Genomic DNA, 20544 nt, shown 5'->3' on the forward strand with positions numbered 1-20544 from the left:
CCCTCATCCTTCCGCACGCGAACCCTCCGCACTCGCCGCTGGAGCTCGCAGGGGGTCGTCCCTGCGCAGCTCCACGAGGATGCGGCGCAGGTGGATCGCGACCAGCACGCCCGGCCCCATGCTCGTCCCGGTCGCGGCGGCGCGCGCGTCGACGGCGCGCGCGAGCTCGTCGACCGCCTGCTCCGCCGGCTCCAGCGAGCGGTCCTCCGGCGAGCCGCCCGTCACCACCGCGTCGCCCACCGCGTGGCAGGCCGCGCTCAGCGGCGCCGCGAGCTCGGCGTCGAAGGGCAGCGCGCCCGGGCGGTTCCAGATCGTGTCCGCCAGCGCGGCCGTCATGTCGCGGACGTGGAAGAGCGTCCCGTCCAGGGTCGCCAGCCGCAGGTGGTCGGTCTGCGAGCTGTGCCGGTGCAGCAGAGCGCGCGGATTGCCCTTGCGGCTCTCGTCGCCGTCGACCAGCGCCCGCCGCACCTCGGTCGCGGTCGCCGCCAGCTGCTCGCCGTTGGTCGACCAGGCCTCGTGCTCGGGCGGCCAGGTCTCCTCGAGGGCCGCGCCCATGTCGTGCAGGTGGCGCCCGAGCTGGCGCTCGAACTCGTCGACCCGGGCGGTCGCCGCCTCGGAGGTCAGCCCCGGCGCGACCAGAAGATTGACCAGCAGCCCGACGACCACGCCGACCGCCATCTGCACGAGGTAGCCGAGCGAGTAGTCCTCCGCCTTCGCGCCGCCGATGATCAGGACGAAGAGCGCCGCCATCGGCACGTACTCGCGCCCCGCACCGAACCAGCCGGTCCCCGAGAGCACCACGCCGATGCCCACGATCAGCGGGATCGTCCACCAGGTCGGACCGACCGTCACCACGACCAGCACCGCCAGCCCGATGCCGGCCGCGAGCCCGAGGAGCGTCTGCAGCCCGGTCTTCGCCGAGCCCATCAGCGTCGGGTACATGCTGACCAGCGCGCCGAGCGGCGCGTAGTACGGGTACTGCTCGGCGACGCCGGGCACGTACGGGGCGACGGCCCAGGCGATGCCCACCGCGACCGCCGTCTTCAGTGCGAGCAGCAGCCGCGGGCCGGCCACCGCGTCGCGCCAGGCCCGGCCGGCCCGGGCGAGGCGGGGGCGGATCACGCCTGTGCGTCGGAGCGAGGGGCGTCGAGCCGCGCCGCGACGTCGGCCGGGAAGCCGCCGGTCGCGATCGGGCTCCAGCGCGTCGGCATGATGCGCAGCAGCGACTTGTCCTGCAGCCGCATCGCCGCGCGGTACTCGTCCCAGTCCGGATGCTCGCCCGAGATGCTGCGGTAGTAGTCGACGAGCGCGTCCTCCGCCTCGGGCATGTGCAGCACCTCGGCCTCGCCGTCGACCTGGATCCACGCGTCGTTCCAGTCGTCGGACAGCACGAGGACCGATGTCGCGGAGCGGCGCTCGGCGTTGCGCGTCTTCGCCCGGCCGGGGTAGGTCGAGATCACCAGGCGGCCCTCGGCGTCGACACCGCCGGACACCGGCGACATCTGCGGCCGGCCGTCCGCGCGGGTGGTGGCGACGAGCATCCGGTGCCGCGGTCGCACGAAGTCGAGCATGCCGTCGCGGTCGACGGCGGTGGTGGTGGAGACGGTTCTGGCCATGCGGACCAGGCTAACGAGGACCTCTTCCGGACTAGGTGGTTCTACGTGGTCGTGTCAGCCGGAGCCCAGGAACGACGTGCCTCCTCCCCCTGAGAGGGGCCGTGGCCGGGCGGGCGCTGGCGCGGAAGGACGGGGCGGCTGTCGCTACTTTCTGGACGGAACTCCCCCCTTCCAGGCCCCGAAAGGACCCCGTGCCCACCTCCTCCCCGCTCTCCCCGCTCTCCCCCTCGCGCCGCTCCGTCGCCGTCGCCGCGGCCTGGTCCCTGCCCGTGATCGCCGTCGCCGCCGCGGCGCCGCTCGCGAGCGCCTCCACCGTCCCGGTCGTCCCCGGCCAGCCGGACACCTACCCGAACCCGACCTTCTCGGCGACGCGCCAGTCGGTCGGCGACCCCAGCCTCAAGGCGACCAACAACACCGGCTACGCGCGCACCGACTTCACCGCCGTCCCGGACGACGGCGACTACGCCTCGTACAAGACCGGCTGGACGTACGTCATCAGCTCCGCGAAGCCGGTGTCGACGATCACCTACGACACCACCAGCCTCGCCCCGGGCGTGCAGGGCGTGCTGACCGACGGCCTCTACACCTACTCCTGGACCCTGACCCGCGCGGCGGAGACGACCTGGGTGCGGGTGAAGCCGACCGCCTTCCCGCAGGAGATCCGCTTCGTGCTGACCGACACCACCTCGAACCCGCAGGGCGTCGTCGGCAACGCGACGGCCACCTCGAAGGCGTAGGGCGCGGCGGGCTCGCCTACTCGGGCGAGCCCGCCTGCTCCGCCGCGCTCACCAGCCTCCGGAGGCGCGCGCGCTCCTCGCGGAGCACCACGACCAGCGCGACCCCGTCCGAGCCGCGGAGCCACTCGTCGAGCGCGGCATCGAACAGCGCGGACGCCGTGCGCGCGGCGAGCGCCGCCTCAGCGGCCGGCACCCCCGCGTCCAGCAGCGCGTCGCGCATCGCGTCGGTGAGCACCGCCGACTTCAGCAACTCGCGCTCGCGCAGCGCCGGCTCGGACAGCACGACCGCCCGCCGTGCCGCGATGTCGCCGCGCCAGCCCTCGAGGTCCCCCGCCGCGACCGTCTCCAGCCCGTGCATCAGCAGCCCGAGCGGGTCCAGGCCCGCGGGTGCCCCGGCGAGCAGTCGCGCGACCACCTCCGGGAACTCCCGCTCGCGGAGGAACAGCACGTCGCGCTTGTCGGCGAAGTGCCGGAAGAAGGTGCGGGTCGTGAGCCCGGCCCGCTCGGCGATCGACGGCACCGTCGTCGCGGAGTAGCCGTGCTCGGTGAACAGCTCCATCGCGGCGCGCTCGAGGCGCAGTGCGGCGTCGGGTGCCCAGCGTGACATGCAGCCAGGCTAGCTGATGACACGACGTGCCATCAGGGCTACAGTGATGACACGTCATGCCATCGAGCACTGGAGACCCCTTGCCCTCGAACACCGCCGCACTCACGAACACCGCCGCGCGCCTCCCCTCGCCCCGCGCCGACCTGGTCGTCGGTCCCGCCGCGCTGCACGAGCCCGGGCCCGGCGAGCTGCTGGTGCGCAACCGCGCCGTCGCCGTGAACCCGCTCGACGAGCTCAAGCAGTGGACCGGCGACCTGATGTACCGCTGGCTCCCCTACCCCTCGATCCTCGGCGAGGACGTCGCCGGCGAGGTCGCGGCCGTCGGGCCCGGCGTCGACCGCTTCGCCGTCGGCGACCGCGTCGTCGCCTACGCGGTCGGCATGGAGCGCGGCCGCCGGCACGACGCCGAGGGCGGCTTCCAGGAGTACACGGTCGTCCGCGCGGACCTCGCTGCGCCGATCCCGCCGCAGCTGGCGGACGAGCAGGCCGTGGTCCTGCCGCTCGCCGTCTCCACCGCCGCGACCGCGCTCTTCCAGAAGGACCACCTGGCGCTGCCCCACCCCTCGGCCGAGCCCGTCGCCACGGGCCGGACCGTCCTCGTCTGGGGCGGCGCCACCAGCGTCGGCAGCAATGCGATCCAGCTCGCCGTCGCCTCCGGCCACCGCGTCGTCGCCACCGCCTCGCCCGGCAACCACGCCCGCCTCCGCGAGCTCGGCGCCGACGTCGTCGTCGACTACCGCGGCCCGAGCGCGGTCGCCGACGTCGTCGCCGCGATCGGCGGCGCGGAGGTGGCCGGGATCCTCGCGGTTGGCACCGGCTCCGCCGAGCCCTGCGTCGCCGTCGCGGCCACCACCGGAGCCCGCCGGGTCGCCCTCGCCAGCCCCTCGGTCTCCTTCGGCTCGCTGCCGCGCAGAGCGGGGCTCTCGCTCCCGTTCGTGCGGACGATGTCGCGGCTGGTCGGCGCGAACCTCCGCCTCCAGCTCGCCGCCCGCCGTCGCGGCATCCGCGCCCGCTACGTCTGGGGCGCCACGCTGATGAGCAACGAGGTCGGGCCGATGCTCTGGCGCGACCACCTGCCGAGCGCGCTCGCCGACGGCCGCCACCGCTGCGCGCCCGAGCCCGAGGTCGTCGGCACCGGTCTCGGCGCCGTGCAGGGCGCGCTCGACCGGCTGCACGGGGGCGTGTCCGCGCGCAAGCTCGTCGTGCGGCTCTGACCGCGAGCCGCTCGGGTGCGCCACTATGGACCGTGCCGCTCCCCTCCCCCGCCGGACCGTCCGCTCCCTCCGCGCGCTCCTGGCTGCTCGTCGCGCCGTCGCTCGTCGTCCTGGGCTGGGGCGGCAACCAGTTCCTGCCGCTGATGCAGCTCTACCGCCAGCTCGAGGGCTACACGCAGACGCAGGTCACCATCCTGCTCGCCGCGTACGTCCTCGGCATCGTCCCCGGCTTCGCGCTGGCCGGCGGCTGGTCCGACCGCTTCGGCCGCCGCCCGGTGCTGCTCGCCGGTCTCGTCCTGGGGATCCTCGGCAGTGTCGTGCTCGCCTGCTCCCCCGCCTCGGTGCTCGGGCTCGGCGTCGGCCGCTTCATCAGCGGGCTGAGCGTCGCGGCGGGGATGGTCGTCGGCACGGCCTGGATCAAGGAGCTCTCGATCGCGACCGGGGCGTCCTCGGCCGGCGCCCGCCGCGCCTCCGCGATGCTCACCATCGGCTTCGGCGGCGGCGCGGGAGTCGGCGGCGCGCTCGCGCAGTTCGGCCCCTGGCCGACCGTGCTCCCCTACATCGTCCAGTCCGCCGCCTGCGTCGCGGCCGTCCTCGTGCTCCTCCGCGCACCCGAGACCCGGGCCTACGACCCGTCCGCCGGCCGCCTGACCGGCGAGCTGAGCATCCCGCGCCCCGCCCGCGCCCGCTTCGCCGCCGTCGTCCTGCCGCTCGCCCCCTGGGTGTTCGCGGCACCCGCCCTGTCCTTCGCGGTCGGACCGAGCCTGGTCGCCGACCGCCTGCCCGGCGTCACCGTCGGCTTCGCGACCCTCGTCACCGTGATCACCCTCGGCTGCGGCTGGGTCACCCAGCTCTTCTCCGGCCCGCTGCTGATCATGCTGCGCGGCCGCGGCGCCCTCGTCGGCGGCGCGCTCACCGCCCTCGGCGCTCTGCTGCTGATCCCCGCCGCCGTCGGCCAGCAGCTCTGGCCGGTCCTCGTCGCCGCGCCGGTCTTCGGCTGCGGCTACGGCCTCGCGATGGTCTCCGGACTGACCGCCTCGCAGGCCCTCGTCGAGACGCGCGACCTGGCGAGCGTCACTGCCGTCTACTACTCCGTCACCTACGCCGGCTTCCTGGTGCCGGCGATCCTCGCGGCGTTGGCCGTCGCCCTGCCGATGCCGCTGCTGCTCGCGGCGACCGCGCTCGCGATCCTCGCCTGCGTCGCGCTCGCGGCCCGTGGACTGCGACGCCCGCCCGCGCCTACGCTCGGCTGAACCGCCGCCCACCCGAAGGAGACCCCGTGTCGAAGGTCCGCGTCCACAACTTCTCCGTCTCGCTCGACGGCTACGCCGCCGGGGAGGGCCAGTCGCTCGACACCCCGTTCGGCCACGCCGGCTCCCGGCTGGTCGAGTGGGCGATGGGGACCCGCACCTTCCGCAGGATGGGCATGCCCGGTCCGGGCGAGGGCTCGCAGGGCGTCGACGAGGCGTTCGCCGGCGCCTGGGCGGACGGCATCGGCGCCGAGATCATGGGCCGCAACAAGTTCGGGCCCCAGCGCGGTCCCTGGGAGGACGAGGAGTGGACCGGCTGGTGGGGCGAGGACCCGGTCTTCCACACGCCGGTCGTGGTCCTCACGCACCACCCGCGTCCGACCGTCACGATGGCCGGCGGCACCAGCTTCCACTTCGTCGACGCCGACCCGGCGACCGCCCTCGAGCGGGCCCGCGAGCTGGCCGTCGGCGGCGACGTGCGCATCGGCGGCGGTGCCGCGACGGTGCGGCAGTTCCTCGCCGCCGATCTCATCGACCGGATGCACGTCGTGCTCGTCCCGATCGTTCTCGGCCGCGGCGAGCGGCTGTGGGACGGGCTCGAGGGCCTGGAGCAGCGCTTCCGCATCGAGGCGACGCCGTCACCGTCCGGGGTCGTGCACCTCGTCTTCGAGCGCCGGGAGCGCTAGAACCGCGCCGCGACCTCGTAGAGCACGTCCTCGTCGCCCGCGTACAGGCCCTCCGTCCGCGGCCAGTGCGCGATCACGTCGGTGAAGCCCAGCGCCTCGGCGCGGCCGGCCGAGTCGGCGAAGCGGTCGACGCTCTCGAGCGAGTAGTCCGGCCCGGAGTCGAGCGAGAGGTGCCGCTCGATCGAGCGCGGGTCGCGCCCGGCGGCCTCGAGCGCGTCGTCGAGGCGCTGCGAGAGCTCGGCGACCGCCGCCCACCACTCCTCCGTGCTGCGCCCCTCCGGACCCGTCGTCACCCAGCCCTGCGCCCGCTCGGCCACGAGAGCGAGGCCCTTCGGCCCGTTCGCCGCGAGCACGAACGGCACGCGCGGCGACTGCACCGGCTCCCCCACCATCCGGGCGCCGCGCGCCGTGAACCAGGCGCCGTCGAGGTCGATGCCGCCCGAGCCGGGAGTCTCGTGCCGCAGCAGCACGTCGAGCGCCGCGACGAACTCCACGTAGCGCTCGTGCCGCTCCCGCGGCGAGTGAAGCTTCTGGCCCAGCACCGTCGCATCGAATCCCGTCCCGCCCGAGCCGATCCCGAGGACGAAGCGGCCGCCCGAGATCTCGTCGACCGTCGCGATCTCCTTCGCGAACGGCACCGGATGCCGGAAGTTCGGCGAGGCGACGAAGGTGCCCAGCCGCAGTGTCTCGGTGACCACCGCGGCGGCCGTCAGCGTCGGGATCGTCGCGTGCCAGACCTGGTCGGCGAGCGAGCGCCAGGAGAGGTGGTCGTAGGTCCAGGCGTGGTCGAAGCCGAGCCCCTCCGCGGACTGCCACTTGCGGCGGGCGGTGGACCAGGGCTCCTGCGGGAGGATGACGATGCCGTGTCGCATCGTCCGAGTGTAGGGAGGGTCCGAGTGCAGGGAGGAACCGCACCGGTACGATGGTCGGCGGTGTGCCGGGAAGTCTGGTCGGCGGACGCGGCCCTCTGCCGCGTTCTCACGTGATCCGACGACCTCCCGAAGGAAGCCCCTCCGTGCCCCACACTCCTGCCTCCGAGCCCACCCACCAGGCGCCGCACGCGATCTGGCGGGGACTGCGCCAGACGCTGCGCTCCGACGCCGTCGGCGGCGCCCTGCTGCTCGGCGCGACCGTCCTCGCCCTGGTCCTCGCCAACTCGCCCGCGGCCGGCTTCTACGAGACCGTCCGCGACTACGAGTTCGGCCCCGAGGCGCTCCATCTGAACCTGAGCGTCGGCGCCTGGGCGGCCGACGGACTCCTGGCGATCTTCTTCTTCGTCGTGGGCCTCGAGCTCAAGGAGGAGTTCGTCGTCGGCAAGCTCCGCGACCCGCGCACCGCCGCCCTCCCGGTCGCCGCCGCGTTCGGCGGCGTCGCCGTCCCCGCCCTGATCTACGTCGCGATCAACGCGACCGCCAGCCCCGACGCGCTGCAGGGCTGGGCGATCCCGGTCGCCACGGACATCGCCTTCGCCGTCGCCGTGATCGCGGTCGTCGGCAAGAGCCTCCCGGTCGCCCTGCGCACCTTCCTGCTCACCCTCGCCGTCGTCGACGACCTGCTCGCCATCACGATCATCGCCGTCTTCTACACCTCGGCCATCGCCTTCCTGCCGCTGCTGGTCGCGCTCGTCCCGCTCGGGATCTTCGCCGTCCTCGTCCAGCGCGGCGTCCGCACCTGGTGGATCCTGATCCCGCTCGGCGTCGCCACCTGGGCGCTCGTGCACGCCTCCGGCATCCACGCGACCGTCGCCGGCGTGCTGCTCGGCTTCGCGGTCCCGGTCGTCGCGACCGCCCGCGCCCGCGTCCGCACCGGAACCGGCAGCGACGGCGAGCCCGAGTACGACGGACTCGCCGCTCACTTCGCCGACCGCTGGAGCGGCGTCTCGGCCGGCGTCGCCGTCCCGGTCTTCGCCTTCTTCTCGGCCGGAGTCACGATCGGCGGCCTCACCGGCCTCGTCGAGTCGTTCCAGGACAGCATCGCCCTCGGCATCATCGTCGGCCTGGTGCTCGGCAAGCCGCTCGGGATCCTCGCGACCACCTTCCTGATCACCCGCCTGCCCGGCCTCCGCCTGGACCCGGCGCTGCGCTGGCCGGACCTGGTCGGCATGTCGATGCTCGCCGGCATCGGCTTCACCGTCTCGCTGCTCGTCGGCGAGCTGTCCTTCGGCGTCGGGAGCGAGGCCGACGAGCACGTGAAGGTCGGCGTGCTGGCCGGCTCGGTGATCGCCGCGGTGCTGGGCGCGACAGTCCTCTCGATCCGCAGCCGCGCCTACGCGCGGACCGGAGTCCTCTCGGACTGACCCTCGGCCAGCCGCATCGTGCCGCCCGCCCGGGCGGCGAACGCGCGCGCCGTCGCCGCGATCGTGCGCTGCATGACGCGCACCGCCGCCGTCGGCGCGAGGTCCGCCGGGCGCGCGAGGCTGATCGTCCGGCTGAGCGTCGGCTCCTCGAGCCGGATCGAGCGCAGCCCCGGGCGGCCCTGCAGCACCATCGCCGGCACGATCGCGACGCCGAGACCGCGCTCGGCGAAGCGCAGCACCGCGTCCATCTCGGCGCCCTCGAGCACCACGTCGGGCAGCAGGCCCGCTGCCGCGAAGGCCGCATCGGTCGTCCGGCGCAGGTCGTAGCTGGAGTTGAAGACGATCTGCGGGAGCCCCGCCACGGCCGCCAGTCCGAGGGCGTCGCCGTCGGCGAGCGGGGGCTCGGCCGCGGAGGAGACCACCACCAGCTCCTCGACGAGCAGCGGCGTCACCGTGAACGCACCGACGGCCGCCGCCGTCGAGGTCGTCACCAGCGCGAGGTCGAGCTCGCCGCGTGCGAGCCGGTCGAGCAGGCTGCGCGAGCCGTCCTCGGCCAGGTGCAGCTCGATCGCCGGGTGCGCCGCGTGGAAGGCGTGCAGCACCTCCGCCACGAGGCTGATGCAGAGCGTGGGCGTCGCGCCGAAGCGGACCCGCCCGCGCTCGAGCCCGGCGAGCTCGGCCAGTTCGCGGCGCACCGATTCGGCGTCCGCGAGCATGCGCCGCGCGAGCGGCAGCAGCAGCTCGCCGGCCGGGGTGAGCGTGCTGCCGGAGCGCGCCCGCTGGAACAGCTCGGAGCCGAGGTCCTGCTCGAGCGAGGAGATCTGCCGGCTCAGCGAGGGCTGCGCGAGGTGCAGCTCCTCGGCCGCGCGGGTGAAGCTCCCGAGGCGCGCGACCTCGACGAATCCGGACAGCTGCTCGAAGTTCACACCCATAGCGTAAGCGCATGCCCGGCCCCAGCATTATGCATTGGAGTAATCGAAGCGCCCTGCCTAGCGTGGAGTCATGACCACTTCAGCACCCACTGCCACGGCGGAGCGCCGGATCTCCACCTCCGTCCTCGTCATCGGCACCGGCGGCTCGGGACTCCGCGCCGCGATCGAGCTGGCCGAGGCCGGCGTCGACGTCCTCGCGCTGGGCAAGCGCTCGAAGTCGGACGCCCACACCTCGCTCGCCGCCGGCGGCATCAACGCCGCCCTCGCCACGATGGACCCCGACGACAGCTGGCAGCAGCACGCGGCCGACACCATCACCGAGTCCTACCAGCTCGCCAATCCGCACACCGTCGAGATCGTCACCTCGAACGCCGCCCGCGGCATCCAGGACCTCGAGCGCTACGGCATGCCGTTCGCCCGCGAGGACGACGGCCGCATCTCGCAGCGCTTCTTCGGCGCGCACACCTACCGCCGCACCGCGTTCGCCGGCGACTACACCGGCCTCGAGATCCAGCGCACCCTGGTCAACCGGGCCGCGCAGCTCGACATCCCGATCCTCGACACCGTCTACGTGACGCGGATCCTGGTCAACGAGGACGGCGCCGTCTTCGGCGCCTACGGCTTCGACCTCGTCGACGGCACCCGCTACCTCATCCACGCCGATGCGGTGATCCTCGCCGCCGGCGGCCACAACCGCATCTGGCGCCGCACCTCCTCGCGCCGCGACGAGAACACCGGCGACTCGTTCCGCCTGGCCGTCGAGGCCGGCGGTCGCCTGCGCGACCCCGAGCTGGTGCAGTTCCACCCGTCGGGCATCATCGAGCCCGAGAACGCGGCCGGCACGCTGATCTCCGAGGCGGCCCGCGGCGAGGGCGGCATCCTCCGCAACGGCCTCGGCGAGCGCTTCATGGGCAAGTACGACCCCGAGCGGATGGAGCTCTCCACCCGCGACCGCGTCGCGCTCGCCTGCTACACCGAGATCAAGGAGGGCCGCGGCACGCCGAACGGCGGCGTCTGGCTCGACGTCTCGCATCTCCCGCGCGAGACGATCATGACCCGCCTCCCCCGCGTCTACCAGACGATGCTCGAGCTGCAGATGCTCGACATCACGAAGGACCCGATCGAGATCGCCCCGACGGCGCACTACTCGATGGGCGGCGTCTGGGTCCGCTCGGACGACCACAGCACCGACGTCCCCGGCCTCTACGCCATCGGCGAGGCGTCCAGCGGACTGCACGGCGCGAACCGCCTCGGCGGCAACTCGCTGATCGAGCTGCTCGTCTTCGGCCGGATCGTCGGCCAGGCGGCGGCGGAGTACTCCGCGTCGCTGACCGCGCAGACCCGCTCCGCCGCGTCGGTGCAGGTCGCCCGCGACGAGATCGCGGACCTGCTCGCCGCCGACGGCGAGGAGAACGTGCGGGCCCTGCAGCGCGCGATCCGCAACACCATGACCGAGCACGCCGGCGTCGTCCGCGACGAGGCGGGCCTGCTGGCCGGTCTCGCCGAGCTGGACGCGATCGAGGCGCGCATCGCCGACATCGGCATCCACCCGGACATCGCGGGCTTCCAGGACCTGGCGCACGCCTTCGACCTGAAGTCGGCGGCGATGGCGGCGCGGGCCACCCTCGAGGCCGCGCTGGAGCGCCGCGAGAGCCGCGGCTGCCACAACCGCAGCGACTACCCGGACATCGACCCGGCGCTGCAGGTGAACCTGGTCTGGTCGCCGTCCACCGGCATCACCCGCGAGGACATCCCCGCGGTCCCGGAGGAGATCCAGGCGCTGATCCGCGAGGTCGCCACCGCGGGCAAGCTGCTCGAGTAGCGGCACCGCTCGCGCTCCGCGCGCACGACGACGCCGGCCCGGGAGTGTTTCCGGGCCGGCGTCGTGTCGTTCCGCATCCGATCAGGCGCGGCTGCGGGCGCGTCCGCCGAAGCGGGTGTAGAGGAACAGCACGATGACGGCGCCGATGATGGAGCCGATGATCCCGGCCGGCTGGAGGAAGCCCTCCATCGGGTCGTGCTGGAAGATCAGGAAGCCGAGGAAGCCGCCGACGAAGGATCCGACGATCCCCAGCACGATGGTCATCAGGATGCTGATGTTCTGGCGTCCCGGGACGATGAGGCGGGCGAGAGCGCCGGCGATGAGGCCGACGACGATGAGGCTGATGATGAGTCCGAGCACGGGCGTCACCTTCCTGTCGAGCACGGCGGACCGTGCGGTGGGGCTCTGCGGTCGCTGAGCCGATGGGCAACCCAAGCAGTCGCGAAGGGGTGGCCGGTACACCCCTGGGGGTGTAGTCACGGAGCCCGGTCGCGCGGTACGGTCCGTGGATGGACAGAGCATGCCGGCGCCCCTGACCGTCGCCCTGGTCGACGACTACGACGTCGTCCTCAAGGGCCTCGCGCACATGTTCGACCACTACCGCGACCGCGTCGTCGTCGCCGAGATCGACGCGAACGCCGCGCTCTCCGACCGGATCGACATCGTGCTCTACGACTCGTTCGCCCAGCCGGAGTCGGACCTGCAGGAGCTCGCCGACCTCGTCCGCAACCCGCGCGCCGAGCACGTCGTCGTCTACACCTGGAACTTCCACCCCGACCTCGTCGCCGACGCCCTCGACCAGGGCGTGCGCGGCTACCTCTCCAAGACCCTGCCCGCCCGCGAGCTCGTCGCCGCCCTCGAGGCCGTGCGCTCCGGCGAGCTCGTCGTCAGCGAGCCGCCCCGCCGCGCCGGCACCGCCCCCGGCCTCGACTGGCCCGGCCGCCACGAGGGCATCACCGACCGCGAGTCCGAGATCCTCGCCCTGATCACCCAGGGCAAGAGCAACGCCGACGTCGCCGCCCTCACCTACCTCAGCCCCAACACGGTCAAGTCCTACATCCGCAGCGTCTACGGCAAGATCGGCGCCTCCAGCCGCACCCAGGCCGTCCTCTGGGGCGTCGAGCACGGCTTCACCCCCGACCACCACCGCATCGACCACTGGCTCGGCGGCCCGTGAACCGGCACGCCCACCTTCGGCTCGTGAATCCGGCCCCGGCTCGCTGAAACCGGCCGTTCCGACGAGCCCGACGCGCTTTCGCGAGCCGGAGCCGCTCCGCTTACCGTCCACGCCCCTCGAAGCCGCCTAGGGTGAGCACACCGGAGCACGAGGGGGACGCGATTCCACGGAACCACCCGCACAGAGTCGCCGCCGCGGCGATCGCGCTGCTCGCCCTGCCGCTGCTCGCGGGGTGCGCGGGACCGACGCCCTACTCGGACTTCGACCGGACGCGGGACGAGCGGGACGTGCTGCCGGATCTCGGCGACGTGAGTGAGCAGATCGAACCGGATTCCGTGCGCTTCGTCGGCAGCGCCGAGGGCGTGGACGTCTATCTCGGCTCGTCGATCCGCGGTGACGACCACTGCGTGATCATCGACGGTGACGACGGGCCCGTGAGCGGCTGCGGCGGAGGGGGCGACCTGGAGGTGTCGCAGCGCACCTCGGTGGTGGTGCGGGTGCATCCCGACGGCGTCGTGCCGGAGGACTTCCCCGGTCTCGACTGGACGGCCCTCGGCCAGAACGTGTCGGTGCGGTCCTACAACTGACCGCTGTCGCGCCTGCGGTAGGTCGCCAGCGCCACTCCGCCGGGCAGCGCGCGCAGGTCGACGGCCTCGAGCGCCACCGGCTGCGCGAGCCCGCCGAAGAGCGGGACCCCCGCGCCCAGCAGCACGGGCGAGATCTTCACCTGAATCTCGTCGATCTCCTCGATCAGCTGCGCGGCGAGGTCGCCGCCGCCGCAGAGCCAGACATCGCGCCCGGGCTCCCGCTTGAGCGCCGCGACCTGCGCGCGCACGTCGCCCGCCATCGTCTCCACCCGGTCGGAGGCGGGCAGTTCGCCGTGGGTCACCACGATCTGGCGCAGGTGCGGGTACGCACCGTCGACGAGCCCGGCGTCGACCGCGGGGGCGTGGCTGCGGCGGCCGAGCAGCACGGTGTCGAAGCGGCGCGGCCCGGCCGTGACGCCGAGCGCCGCCCGCAGGTGCGCCGGGCAGGTCTCCGGGTAGCGCTCGAAGAGGTCGGCGAGGGTCTCCGGCGCGGTCGGGAACGCGGAGACGTCCCCCTCAGGATCCGCGAGGAAGCCGTCGAGCGAGGTGGCGATGTAGTAGACGAGGTCGCGCATGCCACCGCACGGTACCCCTCCTCGGCGGGGGTCTTCTAGCCTGGAGGGAGAGGAGGTCCCCATGTCCGAAGCCAGGGATCGCGCCGCTCGCTACGCCGCGGAGCGCGCGACCGGCGGCCGCCCGGAGACCGGTGACGAGCGCACCGGCTCCCTCCCCGAGAATCCCGAGGACCGTGCCGCGTTCATCGAGACGTCGATCCAGCAGGCCATCCGCCGCGGCGAGTTTGACGGCCTGCCGGGCGCGGGCAAGCCGCTCGAGGGGCTCGGCGAGCACCACGACCCGGACTGGTGGATCCGCCGCAAGATCGAGCGCGAGAACCTCACCGGCATCGGTCCCGCCGCGTTCCTGCTCCGCGCCGAGGACCGGCGGCTGGACGAGCAGCTCGACCGCCTGATCCGCGAGTCCGAGGTGCGCGCAGTGCTCGCCGACTTCAACAAGCGCGTCGTCGAGGCGCGCCGCCAGCTGCTCGGCGGCCCCCCGGTGGTCACGCCGCTCCGCGACATCGACGCGGAGGTCTCCGCCTGGACCGAGCGCCGGAACGCGCGGTTCGCAGCGCCCGAGCCGCAGGAGCCCGCGCGGCCCCGCCGCCGGTGGTGGCACCGGCGCTGACCGCACCGCGCACGAGCGCGCCGATCCGCATCACTATGCTGGGAAACTCCGCGAGGGAGGGTCGGATGAAGGTTCCGCGCACCGCGACGACCCGCGTCGTCACCGAGATCAACCGGACGGCGATCGTCGACGCCCTCCGCCTGCACGGCCCCTCCTCCCGCAGCGCCATCGCGCGCCACACCGGCCTCAGCCCCGCGACCGTCGAGCGGCTCTGCTCAGCGCTGCTCGGCGAGGGCGTCATCGTCCTCGACGGCCGCGAGCGCTCCTCCGGCGGCCGGCCGTCCTCGCTCTACCGCTACGCCGGCGACGCCCGCGTGGTCGCCGCGATCGAGGTCTCCGAGACGCAGGCGCACGGCCGCCTCGTCGACTTCGACGGCAAGACCGTGCGCGACGAGGTCCTCGCCTTCGACCTCTCCGGCGACGGCTCCGACGCCGACCGCCGCCTCGCCGGCACCATCGAGACGGTCGACCTGCTGATGGCCGCGTCGAAGCGGATCCGCAAGCCCTGCGCCGGCGTCGGCGTCACCATCCCGGGCATCGTGCACGGACCGGAGGGCCGGGTCACCAACACGATCGAGCTCGGCTGGAGCGACGTCATGCTCGGCAGCATCCTCAAGGCGCGCGTCGGCGTGCCGGTGCTGGTCGAGAACGACGCGAACGCCATCGGCTTCGGCGAGTGGTCCCGCGGCGCCGGCCGCGGCGCGCAGAGCCTCGCCACCTACGTCCTCGGCGTCGGAGTCGGCGCCGGCATCGTGCACGACGGCGCGCTGCTGCGCGGCTCGCGCTCGGCCGCGGGAGAGATCGGCTACCTGGTCACCGAGCGCTCGCACCTGGAGCGGCCGTACACGACCCAGGGCGACCTGGAGTCGCGGATCGCCGGGATCTCCCGGAGCTACGCGCGCGAGCACGCGGCGGACGCGACGAACCCGCTCGAGGCCCTGCTCGACGCGGCCGCGGCGGGCGACGAGGGGGCCCTCGCACCGGCGGGCGAGATCTTCGACTACATCGGCCTGTCCTGCATCGCGCTCTGCACGGTGCTCGATCCCGAGCTGATCGTGCTGGCCGGCCACCTCTCACGCCAGCCCGAGTACGCGATCCAGGAGGTGACCCGTCGCCTCGTCGGCCGGATCACCATCCCGCCGCGCATCGTCACCGCCGAGCTGGGCGCCGATGCGGCGCTGGTCGGCGTCGCGCAGCTGATCATCGCCCGCTCGCGCACGGCGACCTACCTCAGCTGAGGGCCCGGTTCAGCCGAGCTCCCGCTCCAGCACCGCGGCCGCCTCGCGGTCGAGCAGCACCGTGACGTCCGGATGGCCCTGCAGCGCCGAGGCCGGGCAGTCGACGTCGACCGGGCCGAGCAGCGCGCGCGCGACGGCGTCCGCCTTGGCCGCGCCCGAAGCGAGCAGCACCAGCGAGCGCGCGGCGAGGATCGTCGCGATCCCCTGCGTGATCGCCGACTCCGGGACCAGATCGATCCGCCCGTCGAAGAACCGCGCGTTCGCCTCCCGGGTGCTGCGCTCGAGCCGCACGACGTGCGTGCCGACGTCGTGCGGGGTGCCGGGCTCGTTGAAGCCGATGTGGCCGTTGCCGCCGATGCCGAGGATCTGCAGCTCGACGCCACCGGCCGCCCGGATCGCGGCGTCGTAGTCCCGGCCCGCCTGCTCGCCGTCCGCGCGGGTGCCGTCCGGGACGTGCACGGCGCCCACGCCGAGCGGCACGCGCACCTCGCGGTCGAGGACCGCGCGGTAGCTCTCGGGATGCCCGGGGTCGAGCCCCACGTACTCGTCGAGCGCGAAGGCGCTCACCCCGGTGAAGTCGAGCCGGCCCGCCGCGACCCGCTCGGCGAGCTCGCGGTAGAGCAGCGAGGGCGTCGAGCCGGTCGCGACGCCGAGCACCGCGCGCGGGTCGGCGAGGACCCGCTCGGCGACCAGGTCGGCCGCGGCGCGCGAGGCCTCGGCGAAGGAGTCGACGACGCGGACCGAGGTCCCCGGGGCGAAGCCCGTCCTGCCCGTCGTCGGACCGATGATGCTCACGAGGCCACCTCCGAGAGCGTGCGCTCGGCGGCCGCCAGGGCGTGGGCGTGCGCCATCGCGCCGACCACCGGCGGGCGCCGCACGACGACGAAGCCGAGCTGCGGGGCCTCCTCGGCCAGCCGCTCGCGGATCCGCCGCTCATAGGCGGGCTGGTTCACGATCACGCCGCCGCCCGCGACGACGAGCGAGCCGATCGCGCCGCGGCGCACGAGCGAGGCGACGCCCGCCGCGAGCGCACGGGCGGCGTCCTCCAGGATCCGCTCGGCGAGCGACGAGCCCGAGGCCGCCTGCTCGAAGACGAGCGGGGCGAACGCCCCCCAGGCCGCGCCGCCCGCGATGCGCGTCGCCTCGGCGGCGAGGGTGGCCGCGTCGCTCGCGCCGAAGGCGGTGAGGACGGCGCCGATCAGCGGGTCCGGCGCCCCGCCGTCGGAGGCGATGCCGCGGTCGCAGGCCACCAGCGTCTCGCGCAGCGCCGTCGACACCAGGTCGTGCGCGCTGCCCCGGTCGCCGAGCGGCCAGCCGTGGCCGTCGACCGTGATCCGCGTGCCGTCGATGGTCGTTCCGCAGATCACGGCGCCGGTGCCGACGATCATCTGGATGCTCGGCTCCTCCTGCTCCGCGAAGCCGAGCAGCTCGGCGTCGTTGACGACCGTCACCGGGCGGCCGAGGTGCAGCGACAGAGTCGCCGTCGCCTCGCGCATCTGCCCGGGGGTGTCGCAGCCGTGCACGCCGAGGACCACCACGGCGTCCTCGGCGAGCGGGCGCAGGCGCAGCAGCACGCCGGCCAGACGCGGCAGGTTCTCGGGGTCGGCGAAGAGCTCGCCCGAGCGCCAGGCGCTCGAGGGGAGGACCAGGTCCTCCTCCGCGCCGGCCGTGTCGAGCAGGCGGACGTGCGTCTTGGTCCCGCCCACGTCGACACCGACGAGGTGGGCTGCGGCTCGGGGAGGATTATTCTTCACAGTGGCATGAAAGCACCTCTCGGCCCGGGGGACAAGGCGGCTGGCGCGGGATGCGGCCCCTCGCACATCTCCGCGTTACGGCGCTGTTTCCGCGAGTTACGGCCCGATCACGACTTCACGCGCCTCGGAGATATCTGTTGACCTATATGTCTCGTATTGATAAGAAAGCACTACCGCCTCGACGACGAAGCGCCCGCGCCTCGTCGACTGACAGACACATGAAAGGTGTTCCGTTGAAGAAGACAGCACGCGCCACCCTGGCGCTCCTCGGCACGGGAGTGCTGATCGCTTCTCTCGCCGGGTGCGCGAACGGCTCCTCCGGAGCCGGCGCCTCCGAGCCCCTCCAGTTCGTCCTCTCCGGCGACGGCACCCAGGGCGGCGGCTACCAGAAGATGGCCGATCTCTACCAGGAGCAGACCGGTGTCGAGGTCGAGATCGTGGACGTCCCGGGCGACGACCTGACGACCCGCCTGCGCAACAGCGCCCAGGCGAACGACCTGCCGGCCCTCGCTGCGGCCGCCAACGTCGACCCGCTGTGGAAGGACCAGATCCTCGATCTCTCGCAGATCGCCGAGGACCAGGACATCCTGCCGCTGCTCGCCGTGCCGGACCCCGAGGACGGCAAGGTCAAGGCTCTGCCCACCAGCCTCACCTCGGTCGGCATGTTCATCAACAAGTCGCTCTTCGACGAGGCGGGCGTCTCGTACCCCACCGACGCGACGCAGAGCTGGACCTGGGACGAGTTCGTCGCCAAGTCCGAGGAGGTCCAGGCGGCCACCGGCGCGCAGTACGGCATGGTGATGGACAACTCCGCGCACCGCCTCCGCTCGTTCCTCTACGAGTTCGGCAGCGAGGGCATCGTCGACGACGGCGGCACCTTCACCGCCAACGACGAGACCAAGACGGCGCTGGAGTACTTCAAGAAGCTCAACGACGACGGCTTCATGCCCAAGTCGGTCTGGACCGCGGGCGAGGACGCCAGCGCGACCTTCAAGAGCGGCCAGGTCGTCTCCTACTACTCCGGCGTCTGGCAGATCGCGGACTTCCAGTCCAACATCACCCAGTTCGAGTGGGCCTCGGTGCCGACCCCGCAGCAGCCCGTCAAGGCGACCAACTACGGCGCCGCCTCGTGGATCGTCGCCTTCGACGGCACGGGGCAGGAGGAGGAGGCCCAGAAGTTCATCGACTGGCTCTACCAGCCCGAGCAGTACTCCGCGTACTGCGAGATCGCCGGATGCCTGCCCGCCGTCACCGGCCTCGAGATGAACTACCCGGCCAACCAGGACGCCTTCGCGCTCTACAACGCCGAGATCGCGGCCTCGCCCGCCGTCTCCTCGCTGCAGACCGTCGACCAGCTGATCGGCGGCTACGAGGGCAAGTTCCTCCAGTCGGAGCCGCTCAAGGACGAGACGATCAAGTACCTCAACGACCAGCAGAGCGTCGACGAGACCATCGACAACATCCTGTCGACGACCCAGGCCGCCCTCGGCGAGTAGGTCCCCCCACCGGGCGGTGCGGGATCCTCCCCGCACCGCCCTCCCCCTCGCAGGACCACCGATCAGGAGAGCACCATGACCGTCCAGCCGCTCGTCACGCCGTCCTCGCCACCGGAGGCGGTCCTCACGGTCCCCGGCGCGGGTCGCGGATCGAAGGGCTCGCGCCGGCGCCCCGTGCGCCGCCCCCGCTACGTCGTCAGCACCGTGCTGCTGACGGTCGGCGTCGCGATCCTCTTCGCCCTCTTCTTCGTCTGGCCGGGCGCGCTCGGCGTGATGTACTCCTTCACCTCGTACCGGGGCTTCGGCGACATCGAGTTCGTCGGGCTCGACAACTACACGGCGCTCGCGCAGGACCCGGTCTTCTACGCCGCGGTCGGCCGCACGCTCGTCTACGCGCTGTTCTCGGTGCCGTTCGCCTGCGGCCTCTCGCTGCTGATGGCCGTGGCGCTGAACAACGCGCGGGCCAAGGGCAAGATCGGCGCCCGCATCATCTTCTTCCTGCCCTGGCTGGTGTCCCCCATCGTCGCGGGCGTCATCTGGCGCTGGATGTTCGGCGAGAGCTTCGGCTTCGTCAACTTCGCCATCACCTCGCTCGGCGGCGGCGCCGTGCCGTGGTCCTCGAACGCCGACCTCTCGCTGTTCGTCGTGATCCTCGCGTCCGCGTGGGGCGGCGCGGCGTTCAACATGCTGCTGTTCATCGCGGCGCTGAACAACGTGCCGACCTCGCACTACGAGGCGGCCGAGCTCGACGGCGCGAACCCCTGGCAGCGCTTCGTCTCGATCACCCTCCCCGGCATCGCGCCGACCACGCTGCTCGTGGTCCTGCTCTCGACGCTCGGGCACATGAAGGAGTTCGCGATGATCCAGGCCCTCAACAACGGCGGCCCGGGCACCGAGAACCAGCTCATCGTCCAGTACATCTTCCAGACCGGATTCGCGCAGTCGAACGTCGGCTACGCCAGCGCCGCCTCGATGGTGCTGCTGGTGATCCTGCTGATCATCGCCGCCGTCCAGCTCGCCATCAGCAAGAGGAGCCAGGCATGGTGACCACGACCCCCGCCCCCGCCCGCACCACCCGCGCGAAGCGCACGCCGGCCGCGCCCGCGCCGATGACCCGGAAGAAGACCGGCGAGTTCCGCCGCTCGATCGGCCCGACCGCGATGCTCTGGGCGATCGCGATCCTCACGCTCTTCCCGCTGCTCTGGTTCCTGCTCAGCTCCTTCAAGGGCGGCGGCGACCTCTTCACCTACCCGCTCACGCTGCTGCCGCGGGAGTGGACCCTCGACGGCTACCAGCGCGCGCTGGAGCGGGTCGACTTCGTCCGCTACTTCTCGAACACCTTCGTGGTCGCGACGCTGACCACACTGCTCACCGTCTTCTTCAGCGCGACGACCGGCTACGCCCTGGCGAAGTACAAGTCGCCGTGGCTGAGCGTGCTGGCGCTCTGCATCCTCGCGACGACGATGCTGCCCGGCGAGGTCATCCTCAACCCGGTCTTCACCGTGGTGCGCGACCTCGGCATGTACAACACCCTGATGGGCATCATCATGCCGTCGATCCTCACCCCGACCGGCGTCTTCATGTTCCGGCAGTTCTTCATCACGGTGCCGGACGAGCTGCTCGACGCCGCACGGATCGACGGGGCGCGCGAGCTGTCGATCTTCTTCCGGATCATGCTGCCGCTGTCGAAGCCGATCATCCTGACGCTGTCGATCATCTCGTTCCAGTGGCGCTGGAACGACTACATCTTCCCGCTGATCATCCTCAGCGACCCGAAGAACTTCACCCTGCAGATCGCGCTGCGCCAGCTGATCGGCGCGCAGAACATCGACTGGGCGATCCTGCTCTCGGCCTCGGTGCTCTCGATGCTGCCGCTGGTGGCGATCTACCTGGTGTTCCAGAAGTACATCACCGGGTCCGACATCAATGCGGGGCTGCGGGACTAGA

The 20544-nt window shown here is 72.8% G+C and carries 22 protein-coding genes; 13 read left to right on the forward strand and 9 right to left on the reverse strand.

Going from position 1 to position 20544, the window contains the following annotated elements; all coding sequences use genetic code 11:
* Positions 1-3: 3 nt before the first annotated feature.
* Both MT351_RS09035 and MT351_RS09040 read right to left on the reverse strand, forming a co-directional pair.
* On the reverse strand, positions 4-1122 hold the full coding sequence (locus MT351_RS09035; RefSeq protein ID WP_243582003.1) for an aromatic acid exporter family protein: 1119 nt from the start codon (positions 1120-1122) through the stop codon (positions 4-6).
* A complete protein-coding gene (locus tag MT351_RS09040; protein ID WP_243582004.1) occupies positions 1119-1616 on the reverse strand; it encodes a PPOX class F420-dependent oxidoreductase in 498 nt (165 codons plus the stop codon). Before MT351_RS09040 ends, MT351_RS09035 begins: the two co-directional genes overlap by 4 nt.
* Before the next feature lie 191 nt (positions 1617-1807).
* Between MT351_RS09040 and MT351_RS09045 the strand changes: the two genes are divergently transcribed.
* Positions 1808-2353, forward strand: a complete 546-nt coding sequence (locus MT351_RS09045; RefSeq protein ID WP_243582005.1) for a hypothetical protein — start codon at positions 1808-1810, stop codon at positions 2351-2353.
* A gap of 16 nt (positions 2354-2369) precedes the next feature.
* Here the strand turns inward: MT351_RS09045 and MT351_RS09050 are convergent, their stop codons facing one another.
* Positions 2370-2960: a TetR/AcrR family transcriptional regulator gene (locus MT351_RS09050; RefSeq protein WP_243582006.1), complete on the reverse strand. Its 591-nt coding sequence runs from the start codon at positions 2958-2960 to the stop codon at positions 2370-2372.
* Positions 2961-3040: 80 nt separating this feature from the next.
* Here MT351_RS09050 and MT351_RS09055 point away from each other — a divergent pair, with 80 nt between their 5' ends.
* Genes MT351_RS09055 through MT351_RS09065 form a run of 3 tightly spaced genes read left to right on the forward strand, consistent with a single transcriptional unit; the run spans position 3041 to position 6110 of the window.
* A complete protein-coding gene (locus MT351_RS09055; protein ID WP_243582007.1) occupies positions 3041-4174 on the forward strand; it encodes a zinc-binding alcohol dehydrogenase family protein in 1134 nt (377 codons plus the stop codon).
* A 32-nt stretch (positions 4175-4206) separates the two neighbouring features.
* Complete coding sequence (locus tag MT351_RS09060; protein WP_132437081.1) at positions 4207-5427, forward strand: MFS transporter; 1221 nt, start codon at positions 4207-4209, stop codon at positions 5425-5427.
* 26 nt (positions 5428-5453) lie between these two features.
* The gene (locus MT351_RS09065) at positions 5454-6110 is read left to right on the forward strand and encodes a dihydrofolate reductase family protein (protein WP_132437080.1); all 657 of its coding nucleotides are present in this window, start codon (positions 5454-5456) and stop codon (positions 6108-6110) included.
* On the opposite strand, the gene MT351_RS09070 is transcribed toward MT351_RS09065, so the two are convergent.
* A complete protein-coding gene (locus MT351_RS09070) occupies positions 6107-6982 on the reverse strand; it encodes an LLM class flavin-dependent oxidoreductase (protein WP_132437079.1) in 876 nt (291 codons plus the stop codon). The two genes, MT351_RS09065 and MT351_RS09070, sit on opposite strands and share 4 nt — an antisense overlap.
* Before the next feature lie 143 nt (positions 6983-7125).
* Here MT351_RS09070 and nhaA point away from each other — a divergent pair, with 143 nt between their 5' ends.
* Positions 7126-8406 carry a Na+/H+ antiporter NhaA gene (gene nhaA, locus MT351_RS09075; RefSeq protein ID WP_374204760.1) on the forward strand — a complete coding sequence of 427 codons (1281 nt, stop codon included), beginning with the start codon at positions 7126-7128 and terminating at the stop codon, positions 8404-8406.
* Here the strand turns inward: nhaA and MT351_RS09080 are convergent.
* Positions 8376-9338, reverse strand: a complete 963-nt coding sequence (locus MT351_RS09080; RefSeq protein ID WP_132437077.1) for a LysR family transcriptional regulator — start codon at positions 9336-9338, stop codon at positions 8376-8378. The two genes, nhaA and MT351_RS09080, sit on opposite strands and share 31 nt — an antisense overlap.
* Positions 9339-9408: 70 nt before the next feature.
* On the opposite strand from MT351_RS09080, the gene MT351_RS09085 reads away from it, so the two are divergent.
* On the forward strand, positions 9409-11160 hold the full coding sequence (locus MT351_RS09085; protein ID WP_132437076.1) for an L-aspartate oxidase: 1752 nt from the start codon (positions 9409-9411) through the stop codon (positions 11158-11160).
* A gap of 81 nt (positions 11161-11241) precedes the next feature.
* Here MT351_RS09085 and MT351_RS09090 read toward each other — a convergent pair whose 3' ends face one another.
* A complete protein-coding gene (locus tag MT351_RS09090; RefSeq protein ID WP_123732321.1) occupies positions 11242-11520 on the reverse strand; it encodes a GlsB/YeaQ/YmgE family stress response membrane protein in 279 nt (92 codons plus the stop codon).
* A 160-nt stretch (positions 11521-11680) separates the two neighbouring features.
* Between MT351_RS09090 and MT351_RS09095 the strand changes: the two genes are divergently transcribed.
* The gene (locus MT351_RS09095; RefSeq protein ID WP_123445882.1) at positions 11681-12337 is read left to right on the forward strand and encodes a response regulator transcription factor; all 657 of its coding nucleotides are present in this window, start codon (positions 11681-11683) and stop codon (positions 12335-12337) included.
* 287 nt (positions 12338-12624) lie between these two features.
* A complete protein-coding gene (locus MT351_RS09100; protein ID WP_243582008.1) occupies positions 12625-12924 on the forward strand; it encodes a hypothetical protein in 300 nt (99 codons plus the stop codon).
* On the opposite strand, the gene MT351_RS09105 is transcribed toward MT351_RS09100, so the two are convergent.
* Complete coding sequence (locus tag MT351_RS09105) at positions 12915-13499, reverse strand: dihydrofolate reductase family protein (protein WP_243582009.1); 585 nt, start codon at positions 13497-13499, stop codon at positions 12915-12917. The two genes, MT351_RS09100 and MT351_RS09105, sit on opposite strands and share 10 nt — an antisense overlap.
* A 61-nt stretch (positions 13500-13560) precedes the next feature.
* Here MT351_RS09105 and MT351_RS09110 point away from each other — a divergent pair, with 61 nt between their 5' ends.
* Positions 13561-14109: a DUF1992 domain-containing protein gene (locus tag MT351_RS09110; RefSeq protein ID WP_243582010.1), complete on the forward strand. Its 549-nt coding sequence runs from the start codon at positions 13561-13563 to the stop codon at positions 14107-14109.
* 65 nt (positions 14110-14174) lie between these two features.
* Positions 14175-15347 (forward strand): ROK family transcriptional regulator, encoded by a 1173-nt coding sequence (locus tag MT351_RS09115; RefSeq protein ID WP_243582011.1) that lies wholly within the window; start codon positions 14175-14177, stop codon positions 15345-15347.
* Between the two features lie 9 nt (positions 15348-15356).
* Here MT351_RS09115 and MT351_RS09120 read toward each other — a convergent pair whose 3' ends face one another.
* Both MT351_RS09120 and MT351_RS09125 read right to left on the reverse strand, forming a co-directional pair.
* Positions 15357-16142 (reverse strand): glucosamine-6-phosphate deaminase, encoded by a 786-nt coding sequence (locus MT351_RS09120; RefSeq protein WP_243582012.1) that lies wholly within the window; start codon positions 16140-16142, stop codon positions 15357-15359.
* Positions 16139-17101 (reverse strand): BadF/BadG/BcrA/BcrD ATPase family protein, encoded by a 963-nt coding sequence (locus MT351_RS09125; RefSeq protein ID WP_243582013.1) that lies wholly within the window; start codon positions 17099-17101, stop codon positions 16139-16141. Before MT351_RS09125 ends, MT351_RS09120 begins: the two co-directional genes overlap by 4 nt.
* Positions 17102-17334: 233 nt before the next feature.
* On the opposite strand from MT351_RS09125, the gene MT351_RS09130 reads away from it, so the two are divergent.
* The 3 genes from MT351_RS09130 (at position 17335) to MT351_RS09140 (ending at position 20543) form a co-directional block, all read left to right on the forward strand.
* Positions 17335-18597 (forward strand): ABC transporter substrate-binding protein, encoded by a 1263-nt coding sequence (locus tag MT351_RS09130; RefSeq protein WP_243582014.1) that lies wholly within the window; start codon positions 17335-17337, stop codon positions 18595-18597.
* Positions 18598-18672: 75 nt separating this feature from the next.
* The gene (locus tag MT351_RS09135; RefSeq protein ID WP_243582015.1) at positions 18673-19644 is read left to right on the forward strand and encodes a carbohydrate ABC transporter permease; all 972 of its coding nucleotides are present in this window, start codon (positions 18673-18675) and stop codon (positions 19642-19644) included.
* On the forward strand, positions 19638-20543 hold the full coding sequence (locus tag MT351_RS09140) for a carbohydrate ABC transporter permease (protein ID WP_243582016.1): 906 nt from the start codon (positions 19638-19640) through the stop codon (positions 20541-20543). The genes MT351_RS09135 and MT351_RS09140 overlap by 7 nt, the downstream gene beginning before the upstream one ends.
* The last annotated feature ends 1 nt before the right edge of the window (position 20544 follow it).

Source organism: Rathayibacter sp. VKM Ac-2926 (genome assembly GCF_022815565.1).
In the GTDB taxonomy this organism is placed as follows: Bacteria; Actinomycetota; Actinomycetes; order Actinomycetales; family Microbacteriaceae; genus Rathayibacter; species Rathayibacter festucae.

Excerpts from the sequence above, each read along its gene's own strand:
- MT351_RS09105 (WP_243582009.1), bottom strand. The coding sequence starts at position 13,499 with ATGCGCGACCTCGTCTACTACATCGCCACCTCGCTCGACGGCTTCCTC.
- MT351_RS09095 (WP_123445882.1), top strand. The coding sequence starts at position 11,681 with ATGCCGGCGCCCCTGACCGTCGCCCTGGTCGACGACTACGACGTCGTC.
- MT351_RS09140 (WP_243582016.1), top strand. The coding sequence starts at position 19,638 with ATGGTGACCACGACCCCCGCCCCCGCCCGCACCACCCGCGCGAAGCGC.
- MT351_RS09085 (WP_132437076.1), top strand. The coding sequence starts at position 9,409 with ATGACCACTTCAGCACCCACTGCCACGGCGGAGCGCCGGATCTCCACC.
- MT351_RS09110 (WP_243582010.1), top strand. The coding sequence starts at position 13,561 with ATGTCCGAAGCCAGGGATCGCGCCGCTCGCTACGCCGCGGAGCGCGCG.
- MT351_RS09080 (WP_132437077.1), bottom strand. The coding sequence starts at position 9,338 with ATGGGTGTGAACTTCGAGCAGCTGTCCGGATTCGTCGAGGTCGCGCGC.
- MT351_RS09050 (WP_243582006.1), bottom strand. The coding sequence starts at position 2,960 with ATGTCACGCTGGGCACCCGACGCCGCACTGCGCCTCGAGCGCGCCGCG.
- MT351_RS09115 (WP_243582011.1), top strand. The coding sequence starts at position 14,175 with ATGAAGGTTCCGCGCACCGCGACGACCCGCGTCGTCACCGAGATCAAC.
- MT351_RS09070 (WP_132437079.1), bottom strand. The coding sequence starts at position 6,982 with ATGCGACACGGCATCGTCATCCTCCCGCAGGAGCCCTGGTCCACCGCC.
- MT351_RS09135 (WP_243582015.1), top strand. The coding sequence starts at position 18,673 with ATGACCGTCCAGCCGCTCGTCACGCCGTCCTCGCCACCGGAGGCGGTC.
- MT351_RS09040 (WP_243582004.1), bottom strand. The coding sequence starts at position 1,616 with ATGGCCAGAACCGTCTCCACCACCACCGCCGTCGACCGCGACGGCATG.